Origin of the sequence: uncultured Gimesia sp. (assembly GCF_963976445.1) — a bacterium.
Taxonomy (GTDB): Bacteria; Planctomycetota; Planctomycetia; order Planctomycetales; family Planctomycetaceae; genus Gimesia.
In genome coordinates this window covers 56,808-71,357 of sequence record NZ_CAXBKP010000025.1, presented here as the reverse complement: position 1 = coordinate 71,357, position 14,550 = coordinate 56,808, and the positions used below count along the sequence as shown (strand labels likewise).

Genomic DNA, 14,550 nt, shown 5'->3' with positions numbered 1-14,550 from the left:
AGGAAATTATTGTGAAAGTAGTTGTTGAATGTGAGGTTGGCGGACAGAAACTAAGTCTTACAACTGGTCAGTTAGCGAAGCAGGCCGCAGGCTCTGTATTGATTCAATATGGTGAAACAGTTGTGTTTGTTGCTGCTGCAACAGGACCAGCAAGACCCGGGATTGATTTTTTCCCATTAACGGTCGATTATCGGGAACGCTCTGCCGCATCAGGTAAATTCCCAGGTGGGTTTTTAAAACGCGAAGGGCGGCCTACTACCAAAGAAATTTTGACGGCACGGTTAACTGACCGTCCGATTCGTCCGCTTTTCCCCAAAGCGTTTAATGACGAATTGCAAATCCAGTCAAATGTCATGTCATGCGATGGCGTGAATGACCCGGATGTGCTTTCCATTAACGCAGCCAGTGCTGCTTTATGCTTATCGCCTGTTCCGTTTCAGGGACCGATTGGTGCTGTCCGAGTTGGCCGGATCAATGGTGAATTGATCCCATTCCCGACACGGGAACAAATTGCTGAAAGTGACCTGGATCTGATTGTCGCCGGAACCGTTGAGTCGGTTTTGATGATCGAAGGATTCGGAGATCAGATTCCTGAAGACGAAATGGCTACCGCCATTATGTTTGCACACAAGGAACTGGGCAAGATTTGTCAGATGCAATTGGAACTGCGGGATAAAGCAGGCATCAAACCCTTTGAGTATGAAACACCTGCAGAAAATCCTTTCATTGCTAAGCTGGATGATGCACTCTACAAGCGTCTGAGCACTGCAATGCAGAGCACTGTCAAAGCAGAACGTCGTGAAGGAATTAAAACGATTCGCGATGAGCTGGTCGAAAAGTTCTTCCCTGAAGATGCTGCTACGACAGAAGAAGGAGCAACTCGCGGGCAATTTAAGGAAGCGTTCCACGATCTTGAAGCAAAAGCCGTACGCGAACTCGCAATGGCCGGACGACGCTTGGATGGTCGTACTCCTGATGCACTGCGGGACGTTTCTTGCGAAACAGGAAATATCCCACGTGTTCATGGTTCTGCCTTGTTTACACGTGGTGAAACACAGTCGTTAGCGACGATTACACTGGGTACCTCCCGTGATAAGCAGAGAGTGGATGGTCTGTTCGAAGAAGAACTGCAGCGATTCATGTTGCATTATTACTTCCCTTCTTTTTCAGTAGGTGAATGCCGACCGATCAGAGGACCAGGACGCCGCGAAATTGGTCACGGTTGTTTGGCTGAGCGTTCAGTAGCTCCTGTCTTACCGAGTGAAGAAGATTTTCCTTATACGATCCGTGTGATTTCAGACATTCTGGAATCCAACGGAAGTAGCTCAATGGCATCTGTTTGTTCGGCAACATTAGCCTTAATGGATGCTGGAGTTCCATTGCGTCAACCTGTCGCTGGTATCTCGATTGGTCTAGTAGCAGATGGTGATAAGTTCAAAGTTTTGACTGACATCATTGGTGATGAAGACCATTTCTGCGATATGGACTTTAAGGTTGCCGGAACTCAAAGAGGGATTACTGGTATTCAGCTGGATCTCAAAAATGAGGGGATCAGTGAGGAAATCATTCGAGAAACTCTCGAAAAAGCCAAGATTGCCCGTCTGGAATTGCTGCGAACCATGTTAACAGCCATTCGCCGACCTCGTGCAGAGATTTCGGCTTATGCACCTCGTTTGCATCAGACTAAGATCAATCCTGAAAAGATCGGTTTACTGATTGGTCCTGGCGGAAAAACAATTCGAGCAATCCAGGAAGATACTGGTGCTTCGATTGATATTCAGGATGATGGTACTGTAACGGTTTCCGGCGGAAATGTTACAATTGTCGAAAAGGCCATGGCACACATCGAAGCACTTACCGAAGAAATTCGTGTGGGTCGAGTTTATGATGGTGTGGTTAGTTCGATCAAAGAATTTGGCGCGTTTATCGAAATTGCTCCTGGTAAAGATGGCCTGTGCCATATCAGCGAACTGTCTGACGGATTCGTCAAATCGGTCGGTGATATCTGCAAAATTGGGGACCGTTTGCAGGTGAAGGTCATCGCCGTTGATGATCAGAATCGTGTCAAACTTTCCCGCAAAGTTGTTTTGGCGGAACAGGCCGCTGAAAGCAACGGTGATGCTGAAGCAGCCACTGAAGAAAACTAAAAGACGTTAGTCTTTGATCTGATAAAAACAAAAGCGATGAAGGAGCTCGACTTGAGATGACTTCATCGTTTTGTTTTTATATATGAGAATGGTAATGCATAATTCAATCGAACTGTGAGCCGTTGGCAGTTTGATTGAACAAACGGTTGGGAAGATTCAATGTCGAGAACATCTGCAATGAATGAGAGCCCGTTAAGCGTTGGTGAACGCGAAAAATTTGAAGCGCAGTATTCGGAAATCGCGACCCTCGCTGGCGGCTTGGCTCACGAAATCAAGAATCCCCTTTCGACAATGAGTATGAATCTGGAGTTACTTACCGAAGATTTGGATTCCCTCGATGTTCCGGCGAAACATCGGATGTTGAAAAAAGTCGAAAGTGTGCAGCGTGAATGTAAACACCTGCAGGATATTCTGGATGCGTTTTTGCAGTTTGCAAGAGTCGGTAAACTGGCGCTGAGTGAGGCCAGCCTGAATGACTTGGTCAGCGACTTTATTGATTTTTTCAGACCGCAGGCACGCGAGGCGAATATTGAAATCAGCCCGCATTTTGATGCAGATTTACCGTCGATTCAGGTAGATCAGGCTTTGTTTCGACAGGTACTGATGAATCTGGCTCTGAATGTGATTCAGGCCATGCCCGATGGAGGCCTGATTGAACTGCAGACCTATCACAAAGAGGGGATGGTTTATCTCGATCTGATTGATAATGGTAAAGGCATTGATGAAAAAGTGAAATCGCGGATGTTTGACACCTTCTTTTCCACAAAATCCGGCGGGAGTGGTTTAGGCTTGCCCACGGTAAAAAAAATCATCGATGCGCACCACGGGACGATTGAATGTGAAAGTGAACCAGGGCGGGGAACTCGCTTTACGATCTCTTTTCCGGTATGCTGAAAGCGCATTCTTGTACGAAGAGATTTATTTTTCGTACTGGAATCTTCGTGCTGGAATCAAATGTAGCCTGTGCGAGGTGGTATTTACCCGTTTCAGAGTAATTTATCTTGTGAAACAGGCGCTCCCAGCGGGGGCGTGACCTTCTTCTTTGAATCAGTAAAGGCTGAGAGTCTGCTCGATGAGCTCGAAAGACCCTAAGGATACAGACCTGGAATCAATTGTGATTCGAGTTTTGATTATTGATGACGATGAAGCCCATGCACAGGCTGTGGCAGAGAGCTTGGAGCGTGTGGGGTGCGAATGTAAGATTGCGACCTCTGGAGAGCAGGGGGCCAAGCTGATCGAACGTGAGACGGCTGATATTGTCATCACCGATTTACGAATGGATGTAGTTGATGGTTTATCGATTTTGCGAACAGCCAAGGAAGAGCTACCCGATGCAGAAGTAATCGTACTGACCGGACATGGTTCCATTAATTCTGCCGTGACGGCGATGCAACTGGGCGCTTATACTTATCTGACCAAGCCGCTTGATATTAGTGAACTCCGTAATGCAGTCGAGAAGGCCTCGACACGCGTGCGATTGATGCGGCGGAATGCAGAGTTACATCGTCGACTCGATGAAAAATTTGGCTTTGAAGGGGTGATTGGTAACGCACCTCAAGTACACAAAATCGTGGAAAAGTTGAAGAGTGTGGCGTCAACCAACAGTACGGTTTTGATAGAAGGTGAGAGTGGGACTGGTAAAGAACTGGTCGCGCGTGCGATTCATCAAAACAGCGAACGTAAAAGTAAACCCTTTGTGCCGCTGAATATTTCTGCTTTACCTGACAGTATTCTGGAAAGTGAACTCTTTGGGCATGAACAAGGGGCGTTCACTGGGGCAGTCGGTAAACGGATTGGTAAGTTTGAGCATGCGAACGGGGGAACGCTGTTTCTCGATGAAGTCGGCGAGATGCCGATGCAGACTCAAATCAAGTTGTTGCGCGTGTTGGAAGACCGTAAAATTGCCCGACTTGGAAACAATGAAGAAATCACTCTGAATGTGCGACTGGTGGCAGCCACCAATGCCGACCTGCTGGAGATGGTCAAGCAGGGATCGTTTCGCCAAGACCTCTACTACCGCTTGTCGGTGGTGAAAATTGAGCTGCCTCCTCTACGCGAACGCAGGGGGGACATTCCTTTGCTCACCGATCATTTTCTGAAGGAACTTTCCTCACAGTACAGCAAAACTTACGATGGGGTTTCTCGGGCTGCCCGCCGCGCTCTCATGGCGTATGACTGGCCTGGGAATATTCGCCAATTGCGAAACGCGGCGGAACGAATGCTGGTCCTTGATACTGATGGTATTCTGGATTTAGATGATTTGCCTGAAGAAATTGTCCCATTGGGAGGACCGGAAGGCGACAGTAGTTATACCTCAGATCGTTCCGGAGCTGACTTTCTGATTGGCCGTCCCTTCGCGGAAGTGGAACGTTATTATATCGAACGGGCCCTGGATCTGGCGGACGGCAAGCGCGAAGAAGCCGCGAAGATGTTGGGCATCGGCGAACGGACTCTCTACCGCAAACTCAAAGAATATCAGAAGCAAAAAGAAGAGCAGAGCACATAAGCAGTCAGGCTATAAAAGCTGAGCTCTGCACCTGACCTTCTTACATGGCGCGCCTTCGATGCAGCCACTTAGCTTACGCCAAAATGACGTTGTGGATATACAACTGTCGAATACCAGCGAAGTCGGCAGGCGCTGCGAGATGAAGCTCACCATTGACTGAGTGGAAAGTAATGCAAGGTCGTTAAGTTGCGTTGTAGAAATAGGTAACGTCAATGGCCTGGCGGCATTCCCGGTGGGAAACCTGTAATTCGATTGGGGAATCTATGAGGAAATTCAACTAAATTAGATTAATATGTTGACATGAAATGACGAAGCGTCAAAATGGTAGTGCTATGAAAACCAGTGATCGCAAACAACGTGAAATTAAGGAACGCGAAGCCAAGATTTTGGAATGCGCGCGTCCTATGTTTATCGAAGGTGGTTATAACGGCCTGAATATGGATCGTTTGACGAGTATGCTCGAATATTCCAAAGGGACGATTTATAACCACTTTTCCTGCAAAGAAGAAATCATCATTACGCTGGCGATTCAGACGTTGGAAAAACGTTTGGCGATGTTTGAAAAAGCGGCTTTGTTTCAAGGAACATCGCGTGAGCGGATTGCTGCGATCGGAACGGCAGCTGAGTTGTTTGTGAAGACTTATCCAGACCATTTTTGTGTGGAGCAGACAATTCGTCTCGACTCGATCTGGGATAAAACATCCGAAGAACGCCGTAAAATGATGTCGAATTACGAGCATCGCTGTATTGGCATTGTGGGTGGAATTGTGCGTGATGGAATTGCCAGAGGGGACGTCCAGCTAGGTGAGAATGCCACTCCCGAAGAAATCGTATTTGGACTGTGGTCGCTTTCAGTTGGCGGATATTCAATTATTACCACCAGTAATTCGCTGGGTGAGTTAGGAATGTCTGACCCCTTTCGAATGGTACGTCGAAATTACAATCGTTTTCTGGATGGAATTCAGTGGCAGCCGCTAAGTTCCGAAGTCGATTATGACGCAGTTTTTGATCGAGTGAGTCAGGAGGTCTTTGGAAATGTGCTTTCACAGATCCCTGTTTAAGTTGTGTTTTTTTGACAGTAAAATGACGTTTCGTCAAAAAGAGTGGTCCTTATGAAACACTTTCGACTTCTGCTATTCACTTTAGTTCTGATCGGCTTGCTTGGGGTATCCTGGGGATTTTCCAGAGTTGCCTTTTCAACAGAAGTCGCGGATACGAGTACAGCACAGGCGGGCGTTCCCGTTGAAGTTGTCAAACTGAAGCCCGTCGATTCGTTTATGCGGCAGCGAAGTTATACAGGTCGAGTGTCAGCCGCACGGACCAGTGAACTGGCATTTGAACGAAGCGGAAAACTGATCAACGTGACCGTGGATGAGGGGGATTCGGTTCAGGAAGATATGGTACTGGCTAATTTGAATACCCGGCATCTGGAGGTAGTGCGATTACAGCTTCAGGCAGAAAGGGCGGCAGCACAGGCCAAGTTCGATGAATTGAAAGCGGGGCCACGTCTCCAGACGATCGCGGTTGCGGAAGCGGAAGTCAGACAGCTGTCTGCTAAACTCAAAAATCTGAAAGCCGACCATACACGTAACGAGGAGTTGCTCAAGCGGAACGCGATTTCCAAATCGGTATTTGAAGAGTCTCAGTATGATGTGGAACAGCAACAGGCGCAGTTAGATGCGGCGCAAAGTCGCTTGTCAGAGCTACAGGAAGGAACGCGCAAAGAGCAGATCGCTGGTCAAAAGGCAGTTGTTGCGAATTTGGATGCGTCGCTGGCAGATAATCAGGTCGACTTGGACGACGCTGTCTTAAAGGCGCCTTTCAGTGGGCGGATTTCTAAACGTTATGCAGACGAAGGAACGGTCATCTCTCCCAATACGCCTTTATTCCGATTGGTGGAAGATCAGAAACTGGAAGCGCATATCGGGGTTCCTGTAGAGATGGCTCAAAACTTAGAACGAGGAACGCAGCAGAAAGTCCAGCTGAATGGGAAAACCTATGAGGCAACTCTGAAGGCGATTTTACCGGAACTCGATCCGGTGACTCGGACCCAGGAGGTGGTACTGGCGTTGAATTCTGAGGCATCGCAGTCTCTGGTTCCCGGTCAGGTCATTCGTATTGCGATTTCTGATTCGGTGCAGATGCAGGGCTTCTGGCTGCCTTTGAGTGCTTTGGCTCGTGGAGAACGCGGGCTATGGTCTGCCTATGCTGTGATCGATGGAAAACAGCAGGGGGAGATCGTGTTAGAGAAACGACAAATTGAAGTGTTACACACGGAGGGGGATCGGGTACTGGTACGAGGAACACTCCAGACAGGCGACCGGATCGTTGTGGATGGTATCCATAAGCTGGCCAACAGGCAGCCGGTGGTGGTAAAGGCGGTTCGTTAGAAGACGTGATGACGTGATGTTGAAACAAAATTCAGCAGCGCTGCATCTTTCAAAACAGAGGAAAACCTTTCAGGGAATCAATGGGGTATTCAATTATGCTGGAAGGTTTATTCTATCGAAATCGTCGCTTATTGATCTTGACGATGGCGTTGATCACGGTGGCTGGTCTTTCCAGTTATTATGTGCTGCCGCGGATGGAAGACCCTGTTCTGACTCAGCGGGTGGCGCGGGTGAATACACGATTTCCCGGTGCAGATGCGACGCGAGTGGAATCACTGGTTTCTGAAAAGCTCGAAGAGGAACTCAGAGAGATCGATGAGATCAAAGAGCTGCGTTCCATCTCTCGGACCGGCATGTCATCGATGACGATTGAGCTGCGGGATGACGTGTATGAAGTTGATGAGGTCTGGTCGCGAATCCGGGATAAAATTGACGATGCGCGTGTGGAGTTTCCAGCTGGCGCAGAGGAACCCGATTTTGAAGAACTGGAAGTCAAAGCGTATGCCCTGATTGTGGCTTTGGTTTGGGATAACCCGAATGACGTGAATTACGCTGTGTTAAGGCGGACAGCGAAACAACTGGAAGATCGCTTGCGCGCCATCTCCGGGACGGAAGACATCGATACGTTTGGCGATCCCGATGAAGAAATCAATGTGGAAATTCAGCCCGATCAAATTGCCGCACTTGGTTTAAGCGTCCAGCAAATTGCGGATCAGGTGGAATCGTCGGATGCCAAACTGACGGCAGGCATATTGCGCGGTCGCAAAAGTGATCTGTTGATCGACGTGGATTCCGAACTGGATTCTCTGTCGCGGATTGCCAATACACCAGTTCAGTTTGGTGCAGAGGGGCATTCAGTGCAGTTGGGAGATATTGCTACGATCAGAAAGGGAGTTGCGCTGCCTCTGAACAGTCTGGTGATTGCAGACGGGAAGCCAGCGGTCACACTCGGCATGTTCGTACGAGATAGTGTGAGGATTGATCACTGGAGCCAGTCCGCGAAAGCCGCCATCAAAGAATTTGAACAGACACTGGCCGATGACGTGATGGTGCAGACGTTGTTCGATCAGAATCGTTATGTGGAAGCACGGTTGAATGGTCTGGTATGGAATCTGTTGTTTGGTGGATTGGCTGTCATCGCGGTCATCGTGTTCATGATGGGCTGGCGGAATGCACTGGTAATTGGAACGGCGCTGCCTTTGTCGGCCTTTATGGTTCTAGCGGGGTTACGTTTTCTGGATATTCCCATTCATCAGATGTCGGTCACAGGACTGATTATTGCGTTGGGACTGTTGATCGATAATGCGATTGTGGTCGTCGATGAAGTGCGGTCGAAATTACATTCCGGGATGGCGCCCGATGATGCGGTCGTCTCTACGGTCCGACATTTGGCAGTTCCCTTACTCGGGTCGACGTTAACCACGGTGTTGGCCTTTGCCCCGATTGCGCTGATGCCTGGTCCGGCGGGAGAATTTGTCGGTTCAATTGCCGTTAGCGTGATTCTGGCAATCTGCAGCTCATTTTTCCTGGCGATGACAGTGATTCCGGCGATTGCTGCTCTGTTTGCAGATCCGGAAGAAGATCCGCTCAATGCACACTGGTGGCAAGTCGGTTTCAGCCATGTGGGAATGCGTTCCGCATATCGGAAGTCGTTGGACTTTCTGTTTTCACGTCCGCTCTTAGGTGTGGCGGTAGGGGCCGTATTGCCTGTGTGCGGTTTTCTAGTAGCAGGTTCGCTGCCCGAACAGTTCTTTCCTCCCGCAGATCGCGATCAGATAAATATTGAGTTGGAATTAAATGCGCATGCCTCGCTGGCAGAGACACAGGAGACGATTGAAACGATTCGTCGTGTGGTATTAGAGCATCCTCGGGTTAAAGGAATCGAATGGTTTCTAGGCGAAAGTGCGCCACAGTTTTATTACAACATCATTGCCAAGCGTGAGAACGCTTCCAATTATGCACAGGCATTAGTGCAGCTCAATTCAGCGTCAGGAGGGCAGGAGCTGATTCATGAGTTGCAGCGGGAGCTTGACCGGAAGGTATCGCATTCGCGAGTATTGGTCAGACAGTTAGAGCAGGGGCCTCCCTTTGATGCGCCGATTGAAGTTCGGTTGTTTGGTCCTGATCTGCATCAGTTAAGTCAGAGTGGTGATGAACTGCGAACGATTTTGAGCAAGACCCCTGATGTGTTACATCACAAAGCTGAACTGGCGGACCCACTTCCCAAGCTGACTTTGAAAATTGATGAAGAGCAAGCACGGCTGGCAGGGCTGGATCATGCAGAAATCTCTCGTCAGTTGGATGCCGCGCTGGAAGGGGCACTGGGGGGGAGTATTCTAGAAGAGACCGAGGAACTTCCGGTTCGGATTCGTGTGCCCCATGATCGACGGGGCTCGATCAATGACATTGCCTCACTGCAATTGATTTCCAGTAAAAAGACGAGTGATGGGCAGGCTCAGTTTGTGCCTTTGACCGCGATTGCCCAGGTGCAGATGTCGTCTGAAGTCGCGGCGATTTCTCACTTCAACGGTGAGCGAATGAATGAGGTTCAGGCTTATATCAAAGCGGGCGTCCTTCCGGCGAAGGTGTTGGCCGACTTCCAGGCGAATATGAAACAGGCGGGTTTTGAGCTGCCGCCCGGTTATCGACTGGAGTGGGGGGGCGAAGCTTCGAAACGGGATGACGCTGTGGGAAACCTGATGGTGAATGTGGGCGTGTTGATGGTGCTGATGGTAGCGACGCTGGTACTGTCGTTTTCCTCGTTTCGAGTAGCGGCTCTGGTGGGGACGGTGGGAATACTGTCGATTGGCCTGGGACTGGGCATGCTGTGGTTGTTTGGGTTTCCGTTTGGCTTTATGGCGATCGTCGGTTCGATGGGCCTGGCGGGCGTTGCGATTAATGATGCGATCGTCGTGCTGGCGGAATTACGGGCGAATCCAGAAGCACGGAAAGGCAACCGGGTTGTCGTGCGCGATGTCGTATTGAGGTCAACCCGGCATGTGGTGGCGACTTCGCTGACGACGGTGGCTGGCTTTGTGCCGTTAGTCCTTGCGGGGGGCGGTTTCTGGCCTCCATTGGCGATTACGATTGCCGGCGGCGTGGGAGGCGCCACATTACTGGCGCTGTATTATATCCCTTCGGCTTATATTCTGGTGATGTGCCGTAACTGCCCGCTACGGGCGACCGCGGGCGAACCAGTGAGCGAGGAACGCGGTGCCACACTGCTCTCGAAACTCAAAGAACGCCTGCCTGTATTGCGGTAATGGTGTCTTTCAATATAAAAAGCTGGTGCGTACGATCTTGGGTTACTGTGTTGTTATAAATATATATCCTGATTATGTAAGTCTGCTGTGTTCAAAGTTAGTAGAAAGTTCCAATGATGTCGAATCAGGATTCCAATATCTCTGACCCAGAAGATCCGTTTGCTGATCGAAGACGAAAACGTGAGGAAATGTTTGCAGCCAGTCCCATCGTCGAATTGACAGGGATTTTTTTAAAAGGTGGAGGTGGTCATAACAAGGAAGATGGCCAATTTAGCATGTCACTTGATATTCCCGTATGGAAAGTCTCGAATGGGGAACTACGAACTGAAACGCTTTATGTCGATTTTACATCCAGTCGTGATCAATGCGATGCATTCCGCAAATTGTTAACACCATATACCGTTTATCGCTTTCATGCACGTGTCCTGTTTGCTTCTGAAGAGTTTGATTATAATGACGCCCGGCTGATTGAGTTACTGGGGATTGAGACGTCAGATGACGAGTTAAATCAAAGTCTGATTGAGCTGCAAAAGCCTGTAACCTATCAAGATTCAGAATTAGGGATCTTCACTCTGGATAGGGACCATGATGTGTTCATGGCTGAAACTCTTTGGGGCAGTCAGAAAATTGAGCTGACGTTAGTCGTGGGAGAGGTTGAGGAGATTCAGGAGCTGCTTTCTACAGCACATCAACTGTGGAAGCGTCAGGTGGAGTGGAATCAACGTATTCTTGATTATGCTGTACAGGAAATGTTGCCTATTAAGAACGACAGTTGGCTTGATGACGGCGAACAAAAATTGTCGGCAAAAGACTTTCTTTCTAAGATGAACCTGGAAGGTATTGTGGTGAGTTCTAATGACTCATTTGAGTTTTGGTTTGACGATGGAGAAATGTTTGGATACCACATGATCTTCTTTAGAGGAGATTTCGAAAGTGGTTTGTTCGACGCTTGCTTGGGATAGCTGCTAGTTCTCGAATTGGCCTGTAGAGTCTGGTTGTCTGTTCGATACTCTTGAGACTAATGCTTTCCAACTATTTAAGAGTAAGGGGAAAGCAATAAGTACTCATCGAAGTGAATCATTTTCTAGCCCATTCAATGAAAATGCCTCTGGTCTTTCGGCTGAAAATGACCAGAGGCATTTGTTGCATCATAGAAGTTGCTACTTTATTTCTTCAGACTCACGCGAACGAGTTCTTTGTCGTTGCGAGCGAAGAGAGATTGATTGGCGAACGCGGGATGGCTCCAGACGACGGGGCGGCCGAAAGCTTCGTTGGTCGGTTCGAGTACATGGAAGCGGCTGATTTCTTTGTAGCCGTCGGGAGACAGGTCGGCAAGAATCAGGTCTCCTTTTTCGGTAAACAGGAAGTACTTGTCATCGTGTTTGACGATGAAGGCTGTGGCGTGGCGATCACGGCGACCGGCGTCCGTCACTTTTTTGGTTGCCCAGAGGCGTTTGCCGTCCTTCAGGTTGACAGCGATGAAATCACCCGATTGAATGTCGCTGCCGTAGATGGTATCGCCTTCAATAAAAGGAGTACTGTTACAGCAGAACAAGGCCGAGCGGGTTTTGCCTTTCCAGACCACCTCGGCGGCAGGTTTTGACTCGCCTTTCAGTTCAATCCAGGCAGCTTCGTCGCCGATGCCGGAGACGTAGAGGAAATTGCCATGCTGGCGAGGTACAGTGACCGACATGCCGTAAGCTGGTTTGAGGGGAATTGACCAGAAGACTTTGCCTGTTTCCGGATCAAGTGAATTCAGCGAAGCGGGGTGCCAGATTAAAAGTTGTTTGATGCCATTATGTGTGATCATGGTCGGGGGGCAGTAGCCGGTTTCTGCGTTATCGAGTGATCGCCAGAGCTCTTCGCCGGTGTCTTTGTTAAAGGCAACGGCCATAGCGTCTTTGCCTCCCACGAGACAGTACAAGGTATCACCGTCGACCAGAGGGCTGGCAGAATGCCCCCAGATGGCTGTTTTGGCTTTATAGTCCGTTTTGAAGTTTTTGCTCCAAAGGACTTTGCCCGTTTCTGCGTTCAGACAGACCAGGTTTCCTTCTGCTCCCAGGGTATAGACCTTTCCATCAGCGACAGTGGGAGTGCAACGGGGGCCGGCTGCGTAGGAGATTTCATAGGGGCAGTTATATTTGTATTCCCAGATGACTTTTCCCGTTTCGGCAGAAAAACATTGGATTCTTTCTTCACCCTCAAGTTTTGTAGCCCCTCCCGGATTGTTAATCAGCTTGCCTTTGTTTTTGAGGTAATCCAGCACATAAACTTTGTCATCGACGACTGCCGGACCACTGTATCCCAGTCCCACGGGAACCCGCCATTCAACTTTGAGCCCCTCTTTGGGGAATGACTCCACAATGTCGGAAGCATCCCAGATACTTGCCCGATCGGGCCCCAGCCATTGAGGCCAATCCTCAGCGTTCGCAAACGCCGAACCGAATAACAGCAGGGTGAAAGCAGAGAGGATACGAACGGGCATTGGTAGTGTTCCTTTTGATTGGCGGCAGCGCGCGATGTCTAGCGGTTTGAATTCGAAAGCGATGTGTTTGTCGCACCGTTTACTGTAAAGAGTGACGCCTGAATGAGCAATGTTGCGATTATAACTGACTCAAAATAACGGTTCGTGAAGATTTCAAAAAGAGTCTGACATTGTAGCAGTAATGAACTGCTACAGAGATTGGACAGTTAATAATCTGACTCTCGTACTTGTGTCACGAAAAGAGAGCTTGCGGCACACAAGTTTAGACTGAAATAGAGTCATTTTGGGCCGCGCTTCTGCTTGCTGCCGATCTAGCAGCTTAACTTATTTATTGACTGAAGTTGTAAATGGTGCAGGTGCAATTCAAAGTCTGGAGTCAGTTTCTATGATCTGAATTAATACTGGGGTGGCGATGTAAGCTGTTGTTATTAAGTGGATTATGGCGAAGTTTGTAAAATATTTTGACAAATTGAAAAAACCTGCTTAAATGTACTGGTGGATATTAATGGAACTGTGTCCCTGTCTTAGTTTACACTAGAAGTTTACAGGTTTTTACTGAGTGTTGGCAGTGTTTCTTAATCTAACAAATACTGACACCTTAGCCAGTCATTTCTTTCTCAATCACTTTGATATCAAGCCGTTCTTTTAGGAAAGTTATTTTCTTTTCTTCGCTACTTTTTCAGTAATTATTAGGAGGTTTTATGCAAGTCAAGAACATGAGCAAACGTACGGCGGGTTTTACCCTCATTGAGTTGTTGGTTGTGATCGCGATTATTGCGATCTTGATTGCCCTGTTATTACCAGCCGTTCAACAGGCGCGCGAAGCTGCCCGGCGAAGTACTTGTAAGAATAATCTGAAACAGATCGGGCTGGCGTTACATAATTATCATGAAACGCATCGGGGATTTCCCCCCGGGGCAATTGTGAGAACGATTGCTTCGGGATCGGGGAACAGTACTCAGTGGGCGCCTTGGCTTGAGGCTGGCAATACAGCTGGTGCCGGATTGCATGGTACGAGTTGGATGTTGATGATCTTACCTTTTGTTGATCAGGCACCACTCTATAATAAATGGAACTTTTCAACCAATGTTCTGGCTAACCGTGCTCAGGCAGAAATAAATATTCCCGGTTATTACTGCCCATCACGACGCAGTAAGATCCGTAAGGTCGAACTGCGACTTCAGCTGGGCGAGGACCCTTCGGCAGCAACACCTGTCAACGGATTTACCAAAGGCGGCACTGACTATGGTGCTTGCATGGGTTCTGGAAACACCTTTGGTGATGGTTCAGCCGGACACAATTTATTGGATTCAGATTGGGCTGGTACTTTGAGTGGGGGTGAGCTGGGTATTTTTTACGCAAATAGTGATACCCAAATCCGGGATATAAAGGATGGAACGACAACCACAATCATGACCGGTGAGATGCAACGTTTAACCAGTGGTGCCTGGAATACGAGTCGGAGTAACGATGGGTGGGCAGCCGGTGGTGTGGGAAATATATTTGATACCGATGCCGGTAGTAAGGGAATCAATGGAAATCATTTCCAGGGACCGGGTAGTGATCATGTTGGAGGTGCGCATTTCGGAATGGGAGATGGTGCCGTTCGATTTATTTCCGAAAATATCGATGCGACGACTTTCCAGCGTCTTGGCAATGCTGATCAGGGTTCGATTGTTGGTGAGTTCTAACGATCTGCAGTGGAATGATTCACAACACAGAGAATGACTCTGCGGTAATTAAGTTAAGGATTCATTGA

9 protein-coding genes are annotated in these 14,550 nt (G+C 48.6%); 8 read left to right on the top strand and 1 reads right to left on the bottom strand.

Annotated features, from left to right (window positions below):
• Positions 1–11 precede the first annotated feature (11 nt).
• The 7 genes from pnp to AAC022_RS21715 all read left to right on the top strand — a co-directional run bounded on the left by pnp (position 12) and on the right by AAC022_RS21715 (position 11,268).
• Positions 12–2,147, top strand: coding sequence for a polyribonucleotide nucleotidyltransferase (gene pnp / locus AAC022_RS21745; protein WP_339734400.1), 2,136 nt, complete (start codon positions 12–14; stop codon positions 2,145–2,147).
• A gap of 159 nt (positions 2,148–2,306) precedes the next feature.
• Positions 2,307–3,041 carry an ATP-binding protein gene (locus AAC022_RS21740; protein ID WP_339734398.1) on the top strand — a complete coding sequence of 245 codons (735 nt, stop codon included), beginning with the start codon at positions 2,307–2,309 and terminating at the stop codon, positions 3,039–3,041.
• 178 nt (positions 3,042–3,219) lie between these two features.
• Complete coding sequence (locus AAC022_RS21735) at positions 3,220–4,653, top strand: sigma-54 dependent transcriptional regulator (RefSeq protein ID WP_339734396.1); 1,434 nt, start codon at positions 3,220–3,222, stop codon at positions 4,651–4,653.
• A gap of 305 nt (positions 4,654–4,958) precedes the next feature.
• Positions 4,959–5,714 carry a TetR/AcrR family transcriptional regulator gene (locus AAC022_RS21730; RefSeq protein ID WP_339734394.1) on the top strand — a complete coding sequence of 252 codons (756 nt, stop codon included), beginning with the start codon at positions 4,959–4,961 and terminating at the stop codon, positions 5,712–5,714.
• A gap of 51 nt (positions 5,715–5,765) precedes the next feature.
• A complete protein-coding gene (locus AAC022_RS21725; RefSeq protein WP_339734392.1) occupies positions 5,766–7,043 on the top strand; it encodes an efflux RND transporter periplasmic adaptor subunit in 1,278 nt (425 codons plus the stop codon).
• A gap of 80 nt (positions 7,044–7,123) precedes the next feature.
• Positions 7,124–10,306, top strand: coding sequence for an efflux RND transporter permease subunit (locus AAC022_RS21720; RefSeq protein ID WP_339734390.1), 3,183 nt, complete (start codon positions 7,124–7,126; stop codon positions 10,304–10,306).
• A 113-nt stretch (positions 10,307–10,419) separates the two neighbouring features.
• Positions 10,420–11,268, top strand: a complete 849-nt coding sequence (locus tag AAC022_RS21715; RefSeq protein ID WP_339734388.1) for a DUF2262 domain-containing protein — start codon at positions 10,420–10,422, stop codon at positions 11,266–11,268.
• Positions 11,269–11,471: 203 nt separating this feature from the next.
• Here AAC022_RS21715 and AAC022_RS21710 read toward each other — a convergent pair whose 3' ends face one another.
• A complete protein-coding gene (locus tag AAC022_RS21710) occupies positions 11,472–12,791 on the bottom strand; it encodes a PQQ-binding-like beta-propeller repeat protein (protein WP_339734386.1) in 1,320 nt (439 codons plus the stop codon).
• A gap of 701 nt (positions 12,792–13,492) precedes the next feature.
• Between AAC022_RS21710 and AAC022_RS21705 the strand changes: the two genes are divergently transcribed.
• Positions 13,493–14,482 (top strand): DUF1559 domain-containing protein, encoded by a 990-nt coding sequence (locus AAC022_RS21705; protein WP_339734384.1) that lies wholly within the window; start codon positions 13,493–13,495, stop codon positions 14,480–14,482.
• The last annotated feature ends 68 nt before the right edge of the window (positions 14,483–14,550 follow it).

What these genes read in the sequence shown, in the direction of transcription:
- AAC022_RS21740 (WP_339734398.1), top strand. Translation starts at nt 2,307, where the DNA reads ATGTCGAGAACATCTGCAATGAATGAGAGCCCGTTAAGCGTTGGTGAA.
- AAC022_RS21735 (WP_339734396.1), top strand. Translation starts at nt 3,220, where the DNA reads ATGAGCTCGAAAGACCCTAAGGATACAGACCTGGAATCAATTGTGATT.
- AAC022_RS21730 (WP_339734394.1), top strand. Translation starts at nt 4,959, where the DNA reads ATGACGAAGCGTCAAAATGGTAGTGCTATGAAAACCAGTGATCGCAAA.
- AAC022_RS21725 (WP_339734392.1), top strand. Translation starts at nt 5,766, where the DNA reads ATGAAACACTTTCGACTTCTGCTATTCACTTTAGTTCTGATCGGCTTG.
- AAC022_RS21720 (WP_339734390.1), top strand. Translation starts at nt 7,124, where the DNA reads ATGGGGTATTCAATTATGCTGGAAGGTTTATTCTATCGAAATCGTCGC.
- AAC022_RS21715 (WP_339734388.1), top strand. Translation starts at nt 10,420, where the DNA reads ATGATGTCGAATCAGGATTCCAATATCTCTGACCCAGAAGATCCGTTT.
- AAC022_RS21710 (WP_339734386.1), bottom strand. Translation starts at nt 12,791, where the DNA reads ATGCCCGTTCGTATCCTCTCTGCTTTCACCCTGCTGTTATTCGGTTCG.
- AAC022_RS21705 (WP_339734384.1), top strand. Translation starts at nt 13,493, where the DNA reads ATGCAAGTCAAGAACATGAGCAAACGTACGGCGGGTTTTACCCTCATT.